At 68.6% G+C, this 18,283-nt stretch carries 16 protein-coding genes; 4 read left to right on the forward strand and 12 right to left on the reverse strand.

The window, feature by feature from the left end:
• Positions 1 to 168 precede the first annotated feature (168 nt).
• Both AOM04_RS07745 and AOM04_RS07750 read left to right on the forward strand, forming a co-directional pair.
• Positions 169 to 1,962, forward strand: coding sequence for a tannase/feruloyl esterase family alpha/beta hydrolase (locus tag AOM04_RS07745; protein ID WP_082104488.1), 1,794 nt, complete (start codon positions 169 to 171; stop codon positions 1,960 to 1,962).
• A gap of 165 nt (positions 1,963 to 2,127) precedes the next feature.
• A complete protein-coding gene (locus AOM04_RS07750) occupies positions 2,128 to 3,156 on the forward strand; it encodes a Gfo/Idh/MocA family protein (protein WP_228373662.1) in 1,029 nt (342 codons plus the stop codon).
• A gap of 25 nt (positions 3,157 to 3,181) precedes the next feature.
• Here the strand turns inward: AOM04_RS07750 and AOM04_RS14540 are convergent, their stop codons facing one another.
• The 3 genes from AOM04_RS14540 to dinB all read right to left on the reverse strand — a co-directional run bounded on the left by AOM04_RS14540 (position 3,182) and on the right by dinB (position 5,409).
• Positions 3,182 to 3,373 (reverse strand): hypothetical protein, encoded by a 192-nt coding sequence (locus tag AOM04_RS14540; RefSeq protein ID WP_156160658.1) that lies wholly within the window; start codon positions 3,371 to 3,373, stop codon positions 3,182 to 3,184.
• Between the two features lie 142 nt (positions 3,374 to 3,515).
• The gene (locus tag AOM04_RS07760; protein WP_062464202.1) at positions 3,516 to 3,950 is read right to left on the reverse strand and encodes a hypothetical protein; all 435 of its coding nucleotides are present in this window, start codon (positions 3,948 to 3,950) and stop codon (positions 3,516 to 3,518) included.
• Positions 3,951 to 4,200: 250 nt separating this feature from the next.
• Positions 4,201 to 5,409 carry a DNA polymerase IV gene (dinB, locus tag AOM04_RS07765; RefSeq protein ID WP_062464203.1) on the reverse strand — a complete coding sequence of 403 codons (1,209 nt, stop codon included), beginning with the start codon at positions 5,407 to 5,409 and terminating at the stop codon, positions 4,201 to 4,203.
• Positions 5,410 to 6,034: 625 nt separating this feature from the next.
• On the opposite strand from dinB, the gene AOM04_RS07775 reads away from it, so the two are divergent.
• Complete coding sequence (locus AOM04_RS07775; RefSeq protein WP_062464205.1) at positions 6,035 to 7,225, forward strand: hypothetical protein; 1,191 nt, start codon at positions 6,035 to 6,037, stop codon at positions 7,223 to 7,225.
• Positions 7,222 to 7,653 (forward strand): hypothetical protein, encoded by a 432-nt coding sequence (locus tag AOM04_RS07780; protein WP_062464206.1) that lies wholly within the window; start codon positions 7,222 to 7,224, stop codon positions 7,651 to 7,653. Before AOM04_RS07775 ends, AOM04_RS07780 begins: the two co-directional genes overlap by 4 nt.
• A 167-nt stretch (positions 7,654 to 7,820) precedes the next feature.
• Here the strand turns inward: AOM04_RS07780 and AOM04_RS07785 are convergent, their stop codons facing one another.
• From AOM04_RS07785 to AOM04_RS07825, 9 genes are all read right to left on the reverse strand, one after another.
• Positions 7,821 to 9,575: a hypothetical protein gene (locus tag AOM04_RS07785; protein ID WP_062464207.1), complete on the reverse strand. Its 1,755-nt coding sequence runs from the start codon at positions 9,573 to 9,575 to the stop codon at positions 7,821 to 7,823.
• A 191-nt stretch (positions 9,576 to 9,766) separates the two neighbouring features.
• The gene (locus tag AOM04_RS07790; RefSeq protein WP_062464208.1) at positions 9,767 to 10,636 is read right to left on the reverse strand and encodes a nucleotidyltransferase domain-containing protein; all 870 of its coding nucleotides are present in this window, start codon (positions 10,634 to 10,636) and stop codon (positions 9,767 to 9,769) included.
• Positions 10,636 to 11,235: an SLATT domain-containing protein gene (locus tag AOM04_RS07795; protein ID WP_156160677.1), complete on the reverse strand. Its 600-nt coding sequence runs from the start codon at positions 11,233 to 11,235 to the stop codon at positions 10,636 to 10,638. The genes AOM04_RS07790 and AOM04_RS07795 overlap by 1 nt, the downstream gene beginning before the upstream one ends.
• 222 nt (positions 11,236 to 11,457) lie before the next feature.
• The gene (locus tag AOM04_RS07800; protein WP_228373663.1) at positions 11,458 to 12,930 is read right to left on the reverse strand and encodes an SNIPE associated domain-containing protein; all 1,473 of its coding nucleotides are present in this window, start codon (positions 12,928 to 12,930) and stop codon (positions 11,458 to 11,460) included.
• Positions 12,931 to 13,067: 137 nt separating this feature from the next.
• Entirely contained in the window at positions 13,068 to 13,490 is a 423-nt protein-coding gene (locus AOM04_RS07805; RefSeq protein ID WP_062464209.1) for a pyridoxamine 5'-phosphate oxidase family protein, read from the reverse strand.
• Positions 13,487 to 14,056 (reverse strand): UbiX family flavin prenyltransferase, encoded by a 570-nt coding sequence (locus tag AOM04_RS07810; protein WP_062464210.1) that lies wholly within the window; start codon positions 14,054 to 14,056, stop codon positions 13,487 to 13,489. The genes AOM04_RS07805 and AOM04_RS07810 overlap by 4 nt, the downstream gene beginning before the upstream one ends.
• Positions 14,053 to 15,564: a UbiD family decarboxylase gene (locus tag AOM04_RS07815; protein ID WP_062464451.1), complete on the reverse strand. Its 1,512-nt coding sequence runs from the start codon at positions 15,562 to 15,564 to the stop codon at positions 14,053 to 14,055. Before AOM04_RS07815 ends, AOM04_RS07810 begins: the two co-directional genes overlap by 4 nt.
• Positions 15,565 to 15,601: 37 nt before the next feature.
• A complete protein-coding gene (locus AOM04_RS07820) occupies positions 15,602 to 17,125 on the reverse strand; it encodes a sugar ABC transporter ATP-binding protein (RefSeq protein WP_062464211.1) in 1,524 nt (507 codons plus the stop codon).
• A gap of 17 nt (positions 17,126 to 17,142) precedes the next feature.
• The gene (locus tag AOM04_RS07825; protein WP_062464212.1) at positions 17,143 to 18,270 is read right to left on the reverse strand and encodes a sugar ABC transporter substrate-binding protein; all 1,128 of its coding nucleotides are present in this window, start codon (positions 18,268 to 18,270) and stop codon (positions 17,143 to 17,145) included.
• Positions 18,271 to 18,283 lie beyond the last annotated feature (13 nt).

An 18,283-nucleotide genomic window follows, 5' to 3' on the forward strand; every position in this document is an offset into this window, starting at 1 on the left:
AGGGTGCGATCGACGCCTGCGGCGACGCCCCGGGCGTCCGGCTGAGATTGTCAACGGTTTTGGCTACGCAATTGTCGCCAATGTCGTATACGTTCTCAAGTACGGGCTCTGTCCGTCGCGGTGCGCGACTCGGACGCTCCGCGGAACGCTCAATGGGGAGGTTCACACATGCCACACGTCCACGCCCTCACCGGGCCGTCGCGCTCCTCGCGCGCGGCCCGGCTGCTCGCCCTCGCCGCCGTCGCGGCCGGGGCCGTCCTCGCCGCGGGCACCCCCGCGGCCCAGGCCAAGACCCCGGCGCCCGCGCCGGCGGCCACCACGACCACCACCGACGACGGCCTCGCAAACCTCGCGGGGGTGGACGCCCGAATGAGCTGTGACGACCTCGTCGGGCTCACCCTCACGGACGTCGTCCAGGACGGCGTCGTCACCATCGACACCTCGGTGCTCGACGACTCGGACCCCGACGTCCAGCCGTTCTGCGACGTGCGGGGCAACATCGGCCCCGGCACCACGAGCATCGTCATGCACCTGCCGCTCACCGGCTGGACCCAGCGGTACGTGCAGACCGGCTGCGGCGGGCTGTGCGGCGGTGACAGCATCAGCTACCCGCAGGCCGCGGGCTGCTCGGTCGTGGAGGACGGCTCCGTCGCCACCGCGACGACGAACATGGGCCACGCGGGTCCGCCCACCGCGTTCTTCGGGAACCAGCAGGCGGTGCTCGACTTCGCGTACCGCGGGGTGCACGTCACGGCGGTCGCGGCGGAGGCGATCATCGAGATGTTCTACGGGCAGCCGGCCGCGTACTCGTACTTCACGGGATGCTCGGACGGCGGACGCGAGGCCCTCATGGAGGCGCAGCGCTACCCGGACGACTTCGACGGCATCGCCGCCGGCGCCCCCGCCAACAACATGGCCGTCCAGAACACCATCCACCACGCCTGGAACGTGGTCGCGAACCAGGACCAGAACGGCGAGTTCATCCTGCTCGCGGACCGGCTGCCTCTGATCCACCAGGCGGTCCTGGACGCGTGCGACGGCATCGACGGGCTGGTCGACGGCCAGATCACCGACCCGCGCCAGTGCGACTTCGACCCGACGAGCATCGTCTGCGACGACCTGACGGTGTGCCTCACGCCGGAGGAGGCGGCGGTGGTGCGCAAGCTCCACGACGGCGCGACCACCGAGCAGGGCCAGCGCCTCGAGGTCTACGGCGCGCACGCGTGGGGCTCGGAGCTGGAGTGGACGCTGTTCGTGCCGGCAACCCCGACGGGGTCGAGCGCCTCGGCGAACTTCGTCAACGGGTACATGCAGTACCTCGCGTTCACCAACCAGCAGGACCAGTCGACCACGTACCAGGACCTCTCGTTCACGCGTGAGGGCTTCTGGAACGCCGTGCAGGCCTCGCCGTACATCTCCGCGATGGACCCGGACCTGTCCGATTTCGCGGGCGCAGGCAGCAAGCTGCTCCTGTGGCACGGGTGGAACGACCAGCACATCCCGGTCACCAACACCCTCGACTATTGGAACGCCATGCAGACCACGATGGGACAGAAGACGGTCGACTCGTTCGCCAAGCTCTACCTGTTCCCGGGCATGGCGCACTGCGGCGGCGGCGACGGGCCGAACACGTTCGACATCCTCACGCCGCTGATGGCGTGGGTGGAGAGCGCGCAGGCGCCCGACGCGATCGTCGCGGCCACGGACGACGGCTCGCGCACGCGGCCCGTCTTCCCGTACCCGCAGGTCGCGCGGTACGACGGCACCGGATCGGTCGACGACGCCTCCAACTTCGTGGCCTTCGCCCCCAAGAAGGGCGCCACGGAGAACGCGTCCGACTACCGCTGGATCGGCGAGCGCCTCTACTCGAGCGGCTACCAGACGCAGTGCACGGTGGTCGATGGGAAGCTGGTGTGCACCACGCCGGCCTCGCAGTGGTTCGCGCAGATGACCAAGGCGTGAGGCACTGACCCGCGACCTCTCTCACACACGGACCGCCCGAGGGGGCGTTCCGCTGCAGATCTTGTCGCATGCTGCGACCACGGATGCCTGACCTGCAGCAGCGGTGTGAGAGAGGTCGCCGAGGGCGGCCCGTCGCACGACGTCGAGCCTGCGAGACTGTGGCCCGTGCCTCACCGCGACCCCGTCGACGCAGCCGCCATCGAGCACGGCGACGAAGCTCCCCCGCTGCGCGTGGGCGTGCTCGGCGCGGCCCGCATCGTCACGGACGCGCTCGCGACGCCCGCCGCGTCGACCCCGGGCGTCACCGTGGCCGCGGTCGCCTCGCGCAGCCGCGAGCGGGCTGCGGAGGCCGCCCGTCGGCACGGCATCGCCACGGCTCACGGCTCCTACGAGGCGCTCCTGGACGACCCGACGATCGACGCCGTCTACATCCCCCTGCCGGCCGCCCTCCATGCGGGGTGGACGGTGGCCGCCGCCCGCGCGGGCAAGCACGTCCTGTGCGAGAAGCCCTTCACCTCGAACAGTGCCGCGGCCGCCGAGGTCGAGGCGGCGACGCGCGAGTCGGGCGTGGTGGTGATGGAGGCCTACCACTCGCACCACCACCCGCTGGTGGCACGGGTGCGCGGGATCCTCGCATCGGGCGAGATCGGCACCGTCCGGTCCGCGCACGCCACCTTCTGCGTCCCCATCCCGCCGGGCAAGGACATCCGGTGGAACCTCGCGCTGGGAGGCGGCGGGCTGCTCGACGTGGGCTACTACCCGGTGCGGATGCTGCGCGAGCTGCTCGGCGAGGTGGTCGAGGTGACCGATGCGCGCGCGTGGATGCGCGACGGGATCGACCGCCGGGTCGAGGCGAGGCTCACGCTCCCTGGCGGCGTGATCGGCACCGTCGTCTCGTCGATCTGGTCGCGCCGGCTGGCGGGCGCGACGCTCACGGTGCGAGGCGACCGCGGCTCCCTCGAGGTCCCATTCCCGTATCACCCGCAGATGCGCGGCGTCATCCGCGTGCGTGGGACCGAGGGCCGCCGGACCGAGCGCGTCGACCGTCGTACCTCGTACTGGTACCAGCTGGGAGCTTTCGAGCGTGCGGTGAGGGACGGGGCGCCCCTCGGGACCGATGCGGTGGCAGCGGTCGCGCAGATGCGCGCGCTCGACGCCATCTACGATGCCGCGGGCGTGGCGCGGAGGCCGTGAGGGGGCGCGTCGGCGCCCGGACGCCTCACTCGCCCCGCCTCGCGGCCTGACCCGCGACCATGCCCGGCACGAGGTCGGCGGAGAAGGCGGCGAGGTCGCGCGTGACCACCGCGGCGATGTAGCCGTCCGGCCGGATGGCGACGATGCCGTCCCCGCCGATGCCGTACGCGCGGCGCCAGGGCGTGTTCGCGGCCGGGTCGAGGTGGACGATGCGCACGCCGGCACCGGTCGTGGGCCACGCGACCGCGTCGACGGCGGCGGACGCCGCGCTGGCGGTCGGCCGGGAGGGCGTCGGGTGCCGTTCGCGCGCGGCAGGCAGCCGCCGCGCCGTGGACCGCGCCCCGGCAGCCCCCGTCCCGCTAGCCACGATCGTTCGCGAGGATCCAGTAGGGCTCGGACCCCTCGGGATGGTAGGTCAACGTGAAGGTGTGGTCACCGATCACGACCGCGGTGACGTCTCCGGCGCGCACCGCGTCCGGGTAGGCGTCCGCGAAGGCGCCGAACACGGCATCCGGGGTGGCGCTGGAGACGAAGCGGTACAGGTTCCCGCCGGCCCCGCCGTGCGCACGTGGAGCCCAGAACTCGACCTTCCCGTCGACGGCGCCGAGGGAGTCGACCCACACGCCGGCATAGGTGCCACGCACCCCCACCCACGCGCCGGCAACGACGGCGACGACCGCGAGGGCGGTGAGCGCGACACGGGCGCGGCGTCCGCCTCGCCGCCACCCCCAGGCCACCAGCACGATCGCGGCGGCGACGAGGGCGAGCGCTGCGATGGCGTTGCCGAGGGTCATCGGTGGTCCCTCCCTGGTGAGCTCGCGCCGATGCGCCGTGCCATGACGAGTGCCCCACTGCGAGAGCCCCCGGCCCACGGTCGTCCTGCGTCAAGTCCACCCTAGACGGGGAAACGCGTTCTGGCGACACATCTACCAGGAACGATGCCCGGCTTCGGTTCGCGACATGCCGCGCCTTTCGAGTGCCGCCACCTGCGACCGCGGCAGCGTCCACCGCCCGCTGCCACACCCCTGCCGGCCCTCCATGCGTCTACCCGTGTTCGGGCAGCCGCGGCGCCGACACACCCGGGTCGCGACCGATGAGCGCCGCGCGGGTGACTGCGGCGGAGCCGAATCGATCGCGGACCGCATCGAGGGCAATGTCGAGCGCGGTGTCGATGCGCGCCCCGTCGTTCCAGTCGATCGGAAGCTCGGGCTGCACCGTGGCGGCGCTGGTCAGCTGCGCGAGCGAGACCCCGATGAGGGTGACGCCCCGGTCGGAGATGTCGGGACCCGCCGCCGCGAGCAGGCGCTGAGCGACGCCGAGCACCACCTCGGTGCGATCGGTCGGCGTGGCGAGAGTGTGCGATCGGGTCGCCTTGGTGAAGTCGCCGTAGCGAAGCCTCAGGACCACGGTGGCGCACGACGATCCGCGATCGCGCAGGCGCTTCGCGAGGCCGTCGACGATCTGCGTGACGATCAGCCCGAGCTCGCCACCGGTGTACGACCGGTTGCCGAGCGCGCGCTGCGAGCCGATGGATGCGTGGCGCTTGGTCGTCTCGACCGGCCGCGGGTCCCGGAGCCGGGCGAGCGCGTGCAGATGCGCGCCGGCCGCCTTCCCGAGCCATCGCTCGGCGGTCGCCGCCTCGAGCTCGGCCAGCTGCCCGACCGTGTAGACGCCGTTGCGGTGCAGCTTCTCCGCGGTCGCCGCGCCCACGCCCCAGAGCCGCTCGACGGGGAGCGGATGAAGGAACGCCGCCTCGCGGTCCGGCGCCACCACGAGGAGCCCGTCGGGCTTGCCGACCGCGCTCGCGACCTTCGCGAGGAACTTGGTTCTCGCGACGCCCACCGAGATCGGGAGCCCGACCTCGGCACGCACGCGCTCCCGCAGGCGCACGGCGATCTGCTCGGGGGTCCCGGCGAGGCGACGCAGTCCCCCCACCTCGAGGAACGCCTCGTCGATCGAGACGCCCTCCACATACGGCGTGGTGTCGTGGAAGATCGCGAACACCGCACGGCTCGCCGCCGCGTAGGCCTCCATGCGGGGAGGGACGACGATGGCGTCGGGACAGAGCGCACGCGCCCGGTGCACCCCCATCGCGGTGCGCACGCCCCGGGCCTTCGCCTCATAGCTCGCGGCCGCCACCACGCCGCCGCCCACGATGACCGGACGTCCGCGCAGCGCAGGGTCGTCCCGCTGCTCGACCGACGCGTAAAACGCATCGAGATCGGCGTGGAGCACCGTCGCCTCGCCGCGCATCTCACACCCCCCGCCACCACACGCTCTTCCAGGAATGGTCTCACCGGCGCCCGACCCCGCAGGCGCTCCTCGCCTGGCCGACCGGTCAAGCCGACTCGGCCAAGTGGCGCGCGAGCGGCAAGCAGCCATCCGGGACGAACGGCAGGATGGTCGCGGCGGAGAAGAGCCCGTTCTTCGGGTTGGCGAGGTCAAGGGTGAAACCTCGCGGGTGGCGAAGACTCGGAATTGACTGACCAGGGGGTATGCCCTCCTGCCGGAGTCCCCAGTCCATGCCTGTTTTTCTTGCAGTCCATTCTAGCCCGACCGACTCTCGCAATCCGCGCACCTACCAGCGACGATGCAACTCTCGATCGCGCGGTCGGGGACCACGCATCAGGACTCCTGCTCATGGCCCCGCCACAGTCCACCGCGTCTTGCGCGCCACCGCGGCGGCGCATCGTCCGGGCCCCGCGCTAGCGAACGCCGCCCGGCACTCGCCCACGGGGCCGCCCGACACGCGACGTGCACAGGCGGATGAACTGCCGCGCGACACACCGCACGCGCACGCCGCATTGAGCCCTGCGGCCATCAACAATGGCCATGTGCCTGGCGCGATGTTCAGGCACGACGGAGAAAAGGGGGCACGGTGACTGACGATCGGCACATCCGCGTCCAGGTGCACGGCGCCGAGGTGCCCGTCCAGCGCGAGACCTTCACCCTCCTGCTTGGATCCTCGCCCGCCCGTCGCCGGGCAGCGTATGAGCCGGCGCTCACGAACGGCTCGATCACGTTCGACAAGTTGGTCGGACTCGCGCGCGCCGCGGACATCCCCTACGCCCTCTTCTTCGGCTCGCACGAACGCGCCCTATACCAGGTGAACCGCAAGAACCGGCTGATCCTCAACGGGATCAGCAAGGATATCTTCGCGGTGAACTCTCGTAGCGAGGTTGAGCTTGCCGACGTCGAGCTCATCGTCAAAGACCTCATCCGCAAGCAACAGGAGCTCAAGACACGCGACTCCACTCTTCAGGCCAACACGATAGTGGGGTGCCTCAAGGGCTCACGGAGCGGCGTTGTCGCGGACGCCGCCCGACTCCGAACGCTGCTGGGACTGTCTCTAGAGGACCTCCGCAGAGCCAAGGGCAAGGAGCGCGCGCTCGAACACCTGATCACGCTGCTCGAAGCACGCCAGCTGCTGGTTTCACAGAGCCAGGAGAAGGTCATGCTGCAGCAGCTCCCTCGGGGCCGCAGCTTCAGCGGACTGTGCGTCAAGGACAAGAAGATCCCATACCTGTTCATCACCGGCGGCGAGGAGAGCGACCGCTATGAACCTGCCGGACGGCGCATCCTCACCCTCGCGCTCCTGGTCGCGTTGGTCGCCCGCAACGAGTTCAAGGCCGTCACCTTTGATTCGCACACGGCCGAGGTGCCGCCCGGGCCGCAGTGGGAGCTCGCGGAGGAGCTCGTCATGCCACGCGATGAGGTCAGCCATCTCGCTGTCGACTCTATCGAGGCGGTCCGGGCCGGCGCCGACCACTTCTGCGTCACGCCGAGCGCGTTCACAGTTCGTGCCCTAAGGCTCAAACTCATCGACCGTGACACCGCCGTAAGCACCCTCGACGGGCTGCGCGCCGCGTACGCCGAGGTGCCGAAGACGCAACCACGTTCACCCCGGATGATCACGGCCGTCCGCAAGTACGCCGGCCACGAGTACACCGCGCGCATGCTCCACCAAGTGGACCGCGGCCAGCTCAGCCAATCTGACTTCTGCCGGATCGTGGCTCTCAACCGGATGCGGCCAGCGGCGCTTCCTGATCTACGCGCGACTCTCGCATGACCGCCACCTACCTGCTCGACACGAACGTTATCTTGCGTCTACCGGAACGCATCCTCCGAAATCGCGCCGTCTCCCACCACTCGCACATCCCTGAGGAAGTCCTCTACGAAGCCCGGTTTGCACCGCACATCGAACGGTTCAGGCACCGGACCTTGCCCGTGACAGCCGGGGTCCTGGACTCTCTCCAACGAGTTTGGGACGCGGTTCCCGAAGACGACACCAGCGTCGTCGACCTGTTCCGGGGCAAGGGCAACGCCGACCCACTACTCGTCGCGATCGTTCTCGACCAACGCTCGAAGGCCGCAACAGGTCTTTTCGGTGACGCATGGAAAATCGTGTCAAACGATGCCCCGGTCCGGAGGCTCGCCGAGTCGTTCGAAATCCCGACCCTCGATCTCGCTCAATTCACCCAATGTGCGGGGGGCTGAAAAGCTCGTTGTGCTCTGCTCCGGCGCCACGAATTGGGCCACGGAATCGGCGTTGGAGCGTTTACCAGACACAGCCAGCCGCGGGCTTCAAATGGCGCTTCGAAGGTTCCAGCGCACGAAGGCCGGGCCCATTGGGCGCCAATCGTGCGCCGACCCGATTGGCGGCCCTATAGCTGCACCGGCTCTGGTCTAGCGTGTGGGAGTTTCGCGAAGCCAGAGTGCTCGGGAAGCCCAGCGATGGCCCACGGTCGCGCTTGGACCGTGTCATCGCCGCGCCGGTCGAGTTCTGCGGGCGAGTAGATGGTCCACGGCAGGCCCCCCGCAGGGCGGATCCCGATCGGCGCACCCGCCGTCGTGTCCCTCTCGATCGCCTGAAGCAGCGCATGCTCGTCCTCCACCTCGGCGTGCGGCGAGTAGAACGTCGCCGATCCCATCTCGAAGGTGGCTCCCAAGAGGCTCTGGACCACCCGAACATCGCTAATCACAATCGCGCCACCATCGCGAATCAGCGCGAGAACGGAGTCGGGCACGTCCCGTGCGAGCGTGCCGTTGAACACGAAGTCCTGCCGCTCGGCGCACGGATGTCCCTCCATGAACAGTCGCGCGATACGTGCGTCGATGACGTCGGCGTCTGTCGGCCCTGTTGGCGGCAACGCGAACTCAACGTCGAAGCGCACCTCAAGATAGTGAAGGTCTTCGATGAAAGCGACGAAGTCGCCGTTGTCTGCCGAAAAACTCCTGCGGCCAGCTTGAGGCAGGTCAATCCATTCGGCAGGGCTTCCATCGACTTCCACACCGAGTCGAGTGGCGGCGGCGAGCTGGTCGAGGAAGCGAATCACCCTGAGGATCCTGTGCGCCGACTGTCCGGTGAAATCCGAATCAACGCTGAACTTGCCGCGCGTTCCTTGCGTTCTCGGCACGCGCCAGGTGATCTCGACGCCTCCCTGAAATAGCCCTCGGACGGTCGCGCCCTCGACTCCAACGGCCGCGCCGACCGTTTCGCCCTGCAGGGTTGACCGAGTGCCGCCATCGCAATCTTCAGCAATCACGCGGATGCGCTGAGCCCGGTGATCGCCTTGCTGTGGCGAGATTCGCACCTCCGCGTTTCGCTCAGTGCCCGCGAACCAGCCCGGGCCCTGTCGATCGAAGGACTTCACGACATGCGGCGGTAGCGTTACCTCTTCGAGGGCCCCAAACTTCATCGCCACTTCAAACGCTTCACGCACAGTGGCGTCGGCTTCACCGAACTCCAACGTGGCAGAAAGCGTGAGCGGTTCACGTTCCTGCGCATCCGAGCGCTTTGCGTAGAGCGTTTCGACTGTGTTGCCTCTCGCGTCGACGGCGAACGAGGTACCCCAATACTCGCTACGAGCGTCGAGCTTTGCGCGGAGATGCCCAAGTTCGTCTGCGAGATCGCGTGGGCGAGCCAGCGCCGCGCTCTCGCGGTTCACCGCGCGCAGGATCTCGACCTCGCGGTCTAGCGCGAACCTTGCCTCGATATCCGGATGCTTGCTCAGCAAACCGTCGAGTTCCGGAGGACCCATGAAGCGCACCTCGACCCGCGCACCGTCCCTCATTTTCCGCACGGCCTTGCGTTCGGAACCCGTGACCTTGCGGGGCGTCACAAGGGTCCATGCAGGCATGCCGACCTCGTCAATGGCAGTCTTGAGCGATTTCTTGATCTGCCTCCTACGTGGCGCGAATCCCGCTGAAAATCCTTCGGGGAAGTATTTCAACTGGTAAACGTGGATCACCTGATCGGTGCTCCGGGCGCGGATATCGACATCGATTCCTCCATCGCCTCCCCGCCCGTCGAGCGCCTGAGCCACGAGACCCGCGCCAGTGAACTCGCGGACGAGCAGTGCCTCCACCAAGTCGTCGAAGTCACGGTTACTAATCTTCTGCCAGTCAATGCGCGCCATTTGGCCTCCGCGCGGAATCTAGGTTCGGGTTGAAGACGGGAGTCCCACGCTCGATGTGTGTCAAAGTACCGGTCCGTCGCACGGGGCAGCTGCGAGGAAGTTCCCGTGTCTATGCAATGAATTGGCTCAGAGCCGCTGTCGAGCGACGGACCCTACGACGGGCGATATTCACCCAGCGCTATGACACCAAGTCAGTAGTAGCCCGGGAACTTGCCGCCGAAGATGTAGTCCCACCACCCGAGAGCGGCTCGCGGATCTGACTCGCGAGCGGCGACGGCCTTGTCCGCGCGGACCGCCGCGGTTCGCAGTTTCGACAGCGCATCTCGATGCGTAGCCGACGACGAGCAAGGCTTGATCCGGCCACTGCTTCCGGTGGGGTCATTCATGTCAGCAAGGTCATGCGACGACAGGCTTGCCAAAAAGCGCTGCAAGTCCATGTCCCAAACCACGGATCGCTCTCCATTCATGTACTGCGCCGCTCGCATCTCAAGGTAGAAGGACGAGATCGGCACATTGCACTCGTACTTCCACGACTTCGCGAGTCGCGCAAGCCCCTTCGCCCCGCGCTTCACCTCGTCGCGGTTGTTGGCGACGTCGACATAATTGAGGTGCGCCTCCGGCGCCGACTGCATCCACTCGTCTGCGACGCCCGGTATTGCGTAGAGCATCGCCCCGCTGGCGAGCTTCTGCTCCGGGAAGGCTGGAATCAGCTCAACCCGTTCGTAGCCACCTCCAAACTCGAGTACCACCGCGGGGCGCTGCACATGGACATGCGTTTGCGGGAACCGCTCCTGCATTGCAGCCCTGACCTGACCGAGGACGGTGCTCCCGTATGCGGGCTTGTCCGTTCTTAGCGAGATGAAGTAGTCCACGTCACTGTGGCCACCTACCCCGGTGCCGTGCCGCCAGCTGCCGCTTTCGTACATGCGCCACACGCCAAACGTGGACTTGAGTTTCGCTTCGATCGACGCCCTGTGCGCCGATGCCTTGGCACGCGCGGCGTCGGTTGGCGTTATCCAGCCCAGATATGTCGCGAAGGCCTCAGGAACCGTTTTTGCCACTAGGCATCCCCCTCGTCAACGGCGTAATTTTGTCCGCCTAGAACTTCGATGTTCCTCTTTGCCTTCCGATACGCGGACATCCCCGGCGCGTCCGCCGTCTTATTCAGCTCATCGCGAGAGTTGCTGAGATCCTGGAGCACGTTACGCGCGTCGTCGTACGAAAGAGTGCTGATGTCGATCGTTGCAAATTGCCTGACGGCGGTCTGCAACTGCAGGAACGCGTTCGCGGACGCTTGTGACTGCGCTTGCCGCCTCGACGCGTTCACCGTTGTGAGAATTGCAGTGAGCGTCGCCGCTACGAGCGCCAGCAACCCACCGATCGTCGACCCTTCTACCCCCCATAGACTCCGCCCCTCAGAACCGAGCACGGCGCTTCCCGCAATCGCTCCGAGGACAGCCGCTGGCGCTCCGAGCCAAAGATTGACCCCACGCCAGATCTTGGCCTGCTCAAACTGTGCCTGCGATGAGTACATGGCGCTCTCGTGGAGCCGGAGGGCTTCGCGGCCAATCGCGAAGAGCGCCTCATCGATGCCGTGCGGCAGTTTGATCGGACCTTCTCCGGTCCCACCTAGAGGTGATTTACCAGACGCCTTGACCATCACTTGCCTCTCCATAGGGCCACCGAGTGATTATGGCAACTAAGGCCAGATCCTCGTAGGTGCGCCACGGTGTGTGCGGAAGAAGCACACGGACACGGTCGAGAGCGCCGGGTACAGCGAGCCAGTTTTCCGCCGCTCGTCACTGGACGTGCCGCGATGCGGGAGTTCTCCTGTAGCGCATACGAGCGGCACGTGCGCGTTGGACCGGAGCATCGCGGGGCGTCACACCGAACCGTCAGCACTTGCCCGGTACTCCTCCGCTGCCGGCTCGAGAGTGAACTCGAGGACCTCGACGTGCTGTTCCTTGAGTGCGTCGAGGACTTCCTGGGGTGTGGCGCGGAAGTATTCGCGTCGGAGGTTGATCTTGTTCAGGCGTCGGTCGGCGAAGCGCTGGTGGAGGTTGGTCTCGAGGGTGACGGCGTCGTCGGCGAAGAACAGGGCGTGGACGTCGAAGCGGAACGGCACGGATGCGTCGCCGAGCTCGTTGACGCGGTCCATCGGCTCGAGGCGGCGGGTCAGGCCGATCTTGACGACGTCGGGTCCGAACGCGCCGATGTTGGAGATGACGTACACGTAGCCGGCGCGGGCGTTCGCGGCTCGGTAGTCGACGTCGGCGATCGCCTTGTCCGTGTCCGCGAGTTTCTCCCGCAGGCGTGCCGCCCCTTCGACGTCGCCCTTGGCTTCGAGGGCGGCGAGGGCGTTCTCGTAGTGGGAGCGTTCCTTCTCGAGCTTCTCGCGTGCCGCCTTGAGCTCGGCCTCGACCTTGCGCTGCTCTCGCAGCTCCTCACGATGCGCCCGCTCGGCCTCCTTCTCCGCCTGGAGGGCCTGCATGTGGCGGGCCGCGAGCTCCAGCTCCTTGAGCCGCAGCCGGTGGTACGGGGCGGTGATGGACAGGTTGATCATCGTGCCGAGCTTCTCGACCTGCTCCATCGACTTCGTCAGCCTCTGTTGCGCGGAGGCCAGGTTGCCGGCCTTGACGGTCTTGACGCAGTTCTCCGCCTCCGCGTTGTACGAGCGCAGCATCAGCTTGGACATGTCGTTCACGAACCTCTCCCCCTGCTTGGCAGAGTTGTTGAACGTGAAGTTCGACGACGCCGACGTGGCCCTCTTCGCGGCCACGAGCTGCTTGATCTGCACGCGGACCCCCGCGAGTTCGGTGGCGAGCGTCACAGACGATTCGGCGGGGTGCTCGTAGTCGTAGATGCCGAATTCCTGCATGGACGCGGCTTGACGCAGGTTGACGAGGTCTTGCTCCGCGTCACGCTTCTGCGCATCGGCGAGTTGCTGGGCCGCTTGCGCGCCCGCGAGGTCGGCGCGCGCCTGCGAGATCTGGGCGATGACTTCCAAACGTGCGGCGTCGAGGTCTGCGATCTCCCCCAGCCCGTGCTTGTCGATCAGCCCCTGGAGACGGTCATTCTCCTCCTGAAGGCTCTTCGCGTGCTTGCGGGCACCGAACAGCGGCACCTTCCGCTCCTGGCCCGTCACGCCCGCGCTGGTCGGAGCGACTGCAACGTACGGATCGACGCTCTGCGTGCCCTTCGTGAAGACATGGTCGGTCCACGACGACCCGTTCCAGTACCGCTTCTCGTGCCGCTTCGTCGGGTCGGCATACCAACCCTCAGCCATCTGCGCCATTGCTCGATTCCCCTCAGTATCAGCAGTGATACTCACGATCGTATGTGCGAAGTCCGACACCCCGCCACAATCCAAACGACGCAGCGGCGGAACCTCGCACGCACGATGCAATCCGGACAGACGTCCCTCTCGGTCGACCCGAGAAGGTCGGCGCCGCAGGCCACGACCGTCGACCGTTGCCGGTTGCGCCGCCTCCACTACGGGAGCAGCGTGTCGATGGCGTTGTCGAACGCCGACGGGGACCTCACGACCCACCTGCGCGCGCTTGTGAGGGTGACCGCGATGACGCAGATGTCCGCGGCATGGACGCCAGGCGCACACTCCACGACGAGCTCCTCTACGTCCGCGGAGTCGCGAAGCACTCGGGCGGTCCCCTCCGCCGCGAACCAGCCGTCCCCGATCGGTCCGGCCAGCGTGACCTCCGGCCACAACTCTATCTCCGCAGCCTTGCGCGACGTCGCACCCGTCAACACCATCACATCTGGCCCTCCGCGGCCGCCGAACAGCCGCACGGGCCTTGTCCGGATGCCCCGACCGGCCACACGGCTGGTGAGCAGCCAGGCCTCGTGCGACTCCGTCAGCAGCTCCCGCACCGCCTCGCGCCGTGCGGCGGCCGTCACTCCGGTCCGCCCCAGCGTCGCGTGGACTCCACGTGCACGTCGAACAGATCGAGCGCGCGCGCCACGGTGTGCGTCACCACGTCGTCGATCGACGTCGGGTTCGTGTACATCGCCGGGACGGGCGGGAAGACCACCGCGCCGGCCTCCGTCACGGTGGCCATGTTCCGCAGATGGATGAGGTGGAGGGGGCTCTCGCGCACCATGAGCACCAGCCTGCGGCGCTCCTTGAGCACCACGTCCGCCGCGCGGCTCACCAGGGAGGACGATGCGCCCGAGGCGATCTCCGCGAGCGTGCGCATCGAGCACGGGGCGATCAGCATGCCCCGGGTGAGGAACGATCCCGACGAGATCGCGGCGTCGATGTCGCCGGGACGATGCACGTGGTCGGCGAGCGCCTCGACGTCCCTGCGCGCGAGCTCCGACTCGTAGCCGCGCGTCACGTGCGCCGCCTTGGACATCACCAGATGCGTCTCGACGCCCGCCTCGCGCAGGAGCTCAAGGGCTCGCACGCCATACGCCGTGCCCGAGGCGCCGGTGATCCCCACGATCAGCCGGTCCGCGGTCATCGCCCGGCCCCGCTCGGGGGCGCATCATCCAGAGACGGGAAGTCCATCCAGGGCGCCCAGGGGCGCGGGTCGACATCCATGAACGCCGCGCGGGCAAACTCCTCGCGCATGGACCACGGTGCGGTGGCGTCGTAGATGGTCTTCGAGGTGACGCCTGGCGCAGGGATGGCGCTGTCGTAGGACGGCTGTTGCGAGGGGTCGAGGACGTGACCGGCGACGCCCGGCACCACCACGATGTCGGTGGAGCCCTGCATGCGCGTGGTCATCGCCCACATCACGTCGTCGGTGTCGAACACGTCCACGTCCGTGTCGACCAGGATGACGTTCTTGAGCTCGCGGAACGTCGCGAGCGCGACGAGCGCCGCGTGGCGCGCCATCCCGTCGTCTCGCGGCCCGCTCTTGCGCACCTGCAGGATGAGCAGCAGCTTGCCGCCGCCCGCGGTGTGTGCGTGCACCTGGGTGACGAAGCCGGGCATCGAGCGCTCGACCGCCTGGAGCACGGAGGCCTCGGTGGGGATGCCTGCGAGCGAGGTGTGCTCCTCCCCCGGCCCCACCAGGGTCTGCAGGATCGGCCGCTCGCGGGTGGTCACGGCGGTCACGCGCATGACGGGCAGCGCGGGGTGGGCGGGACCGCTGTAGCCGGGGAACTCGGGCATCGCGTGTCCCGTGCGTGTGTGCTGGTCCTCGGCCACCCTGACATGCGGCAGGAGCTCGCCCTCGATCACGATCTCGGCGCGCGCGATGGCACGCTCGGCCACCGTGACGGCGTCCACCAGCTCGACCGGTGCGCCGCGCAGGCCGCCGGCGACCTGGAGCTCGTCGTAGCCGAGGGGCGTGGTCGGGGCCTCGAAGCAGGCCCCGACCACGATGGCCGGGTCGAGGCCCATGTTGATGGTCACCGGGAGCGGCCGTCCCGCAGCCTCGGCCTTCGCGCGGAACACGTCGATGTGACGGCCCGGGGAGAAGAAGATCGACAGCTCGTCCCTCCCCTGCACCGCGATCCGATGGATGGTGACGTCGGAGCGTCCGGTCTCGGGATCGCTGGCGAGCAGCAGCCCCATGCAGAAGTACGGCGCGGCGTCCGTCGGCGTGTTGGTGGGCGCGGGCAGCAGCGTGCGGATGTCGAAGCCGGGGTCCGAGGCAAGGTGAACGCGCTCCTGAACGGGAGCCTGGTCCACGACCACGGGCGCGAGCGGCGTCTCCAACGCCGCCACCAGCCGGTGCGCGACCGTCGACGGGGTCGCACCGAGCATCGTCGCCACACGTCGTCGGTCGGCCAGCAGGCCGACGAGGACGCGCGCGCCCGGGTATCCGGCCACGGAGGTGAACATCATCGCCGGGCCCCGCCGGGTCGGACGGGCGACCGTGCCGCCCGCGCCGATGTGGCGGTAGACGCCCGCGAGCTGACCGTCCAGATCCACCGGATGGTCGGTCTCGAGGTAGTCCGCCGGGTCCTGCTCGATGAGCGCGAGCGCACCTCGCAGGTCGAACGGCCCGGCAGCGGGCATGGTGCGGTGCATCGGGAGGCTCTCGCTCGGGACCGCCTCAGGCGGCCTGCTCGTCGGGCGTACCGGTGTTGATGAGCTCGAGCATCGCCTGGGTGGTGATCTGGTCGCCCGTGAGCTCGGCGACCGAGGTGCCGCGGTAGAACACCACCACGCGGTCGCACGCGGCGACCACCTCCTCGAGGTCCGTCGAGCACAGCAGGACCACCGCTCCGCCGTTCGAGGCGCCGCGGAGCAGCCCGTGGATCTCCGCGCGGGCGCCGACGTCGACGCCGCGTGTCGGGTCGTCGAGCAGCAGCACCGACGGCGCGTTGTCCAGCCACTTGGCCATGACGACCTTCTGCTGGTTGCCGCCCGAGAGCGAGCTGACGTCGTCCTCGATGGAGCCCACCTTGATGCCCACTCGCTCGACGTGCCCGAGCGCCCGCTCCAGCAGGGCCCCGCGCCGCAGCAGGGCGCCGTCGCGCAGCATCCCCATCGACCGGACCTGGACCATGTTCTCCCAGATGGGCTTCTCGAGCATGAGCCCGTAGCGGCGGCGGTCGCCCGAGACGTAGGCGACGCCCGCGGCGACGTGCGCCCTCTGTCCCCGGGGCGCCGGCCTGCCGCCGGGCAGCGTGACGTTGCCCGCGGTGGGGCGGACGATGCCGGCGAGCGCGCGCAGCACCTCGGTGGGGCCGGACCCGGCCAGGCCGACCAGGCCCACGATCTCCCCGGGCTTGGCCGTGAGGGACACGCCGTGCACGCCGGAGGCGAGCGCCAGGCCGTCGACCACGAGCGCACCGTGCGCCTCGCCAGCGAGCTCGGCGACGTCGGTGCGGGCCACGGTCTGGGTCGCGATCACCTTGTCGCCGATCATCGCCTTCACCAGCGTCGGGACGGTGTGGTTCGCGATGGGGTCCGCCGAGAGGGCGAGCTCGCCGTCACGCAGGACCGTGACCTCGTCGCAGACGCTCATCACCTCTTGGAGGATGTGGCTGACGAAGACCACGCCCACGTCGCGGCTGCGCAGGACCCTGAGGATCTCGAGCAGCCGGTCGGTCGCGCCGCCCTCGAGCGCCGAGGTCGGCTCATCGAGAAGGAGGACCCTGGGCTCGGTGACCAGCGCCTTGGCGATCTCGACCAGCTGGCGATCGGCGAGCGAGAGCTCCTGCACCAGCACGCCGGGCTTCGCGTCGACACCCAGCTGGTCGAGGATCGGCTCGGCCCGCCGGAGCATCTCCCGCTTGTCGATGAGCAGACCCTTGCGGGGCTCGCGCATCGGGAACAGGTTGGACAGCAGCGACAGGTGGGGGAACAGGCTGAGCTCCTGCGACACCACCGCCACGCCGTTCTCGGCCGCCTCCGCCGTGTTGGCGAAGGCGACCTCGCGCCCGTCGAGGCGCAGGACTCCGGAGTCGGGCCGGGTCACCCCGGTCATGATCTTGACCAGGGTGGACTTGCCGGCGCCGTTCTCGCCCAGCAGGGCGTGAACCGAGCCTGGACGGACCGCGAGGTCCACCCCGCGGAGTGCGTGCACCCCGCCGTAGCTCTTCCGGATGTCCTGCGCCTCGAACGCGTGCATGAGTGTGGTGCTCCGCCTTACTCGGTGATGTAGTCCTGGTAGTTCGCGATCTGCTCGTCACCCACGGGGGCGAGCGCCTCGCGCATCGAGTCGTCGCTCGCCTGGCGGGCGAGGACCTCGTCGATGTTGTCCGCCGTCACCACCAGGCCGCCGGTGTCCCACGTGCCTACGGGGATCTCGAATCCGTCCTCGGCGTGCATCGCGAGGATCTTGGTCGCGATGTAGCCCTTGAGCCAGTGCTCCGGCGAGACGAGCACGGCGACCGCGCCGGACTTGACCGCATCGAGCGAGCCAGGCTCGAGGTCCATGCCGCCCGCGAGCAGCTCGACGCCGTTCTTGGACTGGACCTGGCCGAGCGAGACCGCGTCCTGCGCACCCGGCGCCATGTACGCGAGGGCGTCGGGGTACTGGCGGTAGATGCCGTCCCACGCGTCGTAGTTCTCCTGAGGCGAGCCGGCGGTGCCGTACGTGGAGATCGGGCCCACCACCTCGACGTTCGGGAACTCGTCGTTGATGACCTCGATCATGCCGTCGACGCGGGCCATGAGCGGCGGGACCGCGGGCCCGTTGGTGCCGATGACGATCTGACCGGTGGACTCGGGGTCCAGGTCCTTGAGCAGCTCGCGGGCGAGCATGCGGCCCAGCTCGGTGTTGTCGTTCGTGATGAACAGGTCCACACCGGCGTCGGCCGGCGGCGGCGCGTCGATCGCGATGACCGGGGTGCCGCTCTCGGTCGTGTCGAGCACCGGACGGTAGAACGGGTCAGCGGCGAGCGCCTGGAGGACCACGCCGTCGGTCTGTGTCTGGGCCACGGCCTGGAACAGAGGCAGCAGCTTCGACGGGTCGCCGGAGTCGGGGGCGGTGGACTCGAGCGCGATCGCGGGGTCGTTGGCCGCGACCGCCTCCGAGCCCTTGAGCATGAGCTGGAACGCGTAGGTGATGGTGTCCCAGTAGGCGATGCCCAGCTTGATCGAGCCCGGCTCGAGGGTGGACTCCACGGTGGGCTCGGTCGCGCCCGTCGGCTCGCCGGTGGTGGTCGCCTCCGGCGTCGACGAGCTGCACCCGGCAAGGGTCAGCGCGGTGACGGCTGCAGTCGCGGCGAGGACGCCGATGCGCCCGCGCAGGCTGGTGGGGATGGACTTCATTGTCACTGCTCTC

Origin of the sequence: Demequina soli (genome assembly GCF_000971195.1) — a bacterium.
GTDB classification, from domain to species: Bacteria; Actinomycetota; Actinomycetes; order Actinomycetales; family Demequinaceae; genus Demequina; species Demequina soli.

Excerpts from the sequence above, each read along its gene's own strand:
- AOM04_RS07745 (WP_082104488.1), top strand. The coding sequence starts at position 169 with ATGCCACACGTCCACGCCCTCACCGGGCCGTCGCGCTCCTCGCGCGCG.
- AOM04_RS07760 (WP_062464202.1), bottom strand. The coding sequence starts at position 3,950 with ATGACCCTCGGCAACGCCATCGCAGCGCTCGCCCTCGTCGCCGCCGCG.
- dinB (WP_062464203.1), bottom strand. The coding sequence starts at position 5,409 with ATGCGCGGCGAGGCGACGGTGCTCCACGCCGATCTCGATGCGTTTTAC.
- AOM04_RS07780 (WP_062464206.1), top strand. The coding sequence starts at position 7,222 with ATGACCGCCACCTACCTGCTCGACACGAACGTTATCTTGCGTCTACCG.
- AOM04_RS07785 (WP_062464207.1), bottom strand. The coding sequence starts at position 9,575 with ATGGCGCGCATTGACTGGCAGAAGATTAGTAACCGTGACTTCGACGAC.
- AOM04_RS07795 (WP_156160677.1), bottom strand. The coding sequence starts at position 11,235 with ATGGTCAAGGCGTCTGGTAAATCACCTCTAGGTGGGACCGGAGAAGGT.
- AOM04_RS07810 (WP_062464210.1), bottom strand. The coding sequence starts at position 14,056 with ATGACCGCGGACCGGCTGATCGTGGGGATCACCGGCGCCTCGGGCACG.
- AOM04_RS07815 (WP_062464451.1), bottom strand. The coding sequence starts at position 15,564 with ATGCCCGCTGCCGGGCCGTTCGACCTGCGAGGTGCGCTCGCGCTCATC.
- AOM04_RS07820 (WP_062464211.1), bottom strand. The coding sequence starts at position 17,125 with ATGCACGCGTTCGAGGCGCAGGACATCCGGAAGAGCTACGGCGGGGTG.
- AOM04_RS07825 (WP_062464212.1), bottom strand. The coding sequence starts at position 18,270 with ATGAAGTCCATCCCCACCAGCCTGCGCGGGCGCATCGGCGTCCTCGCC.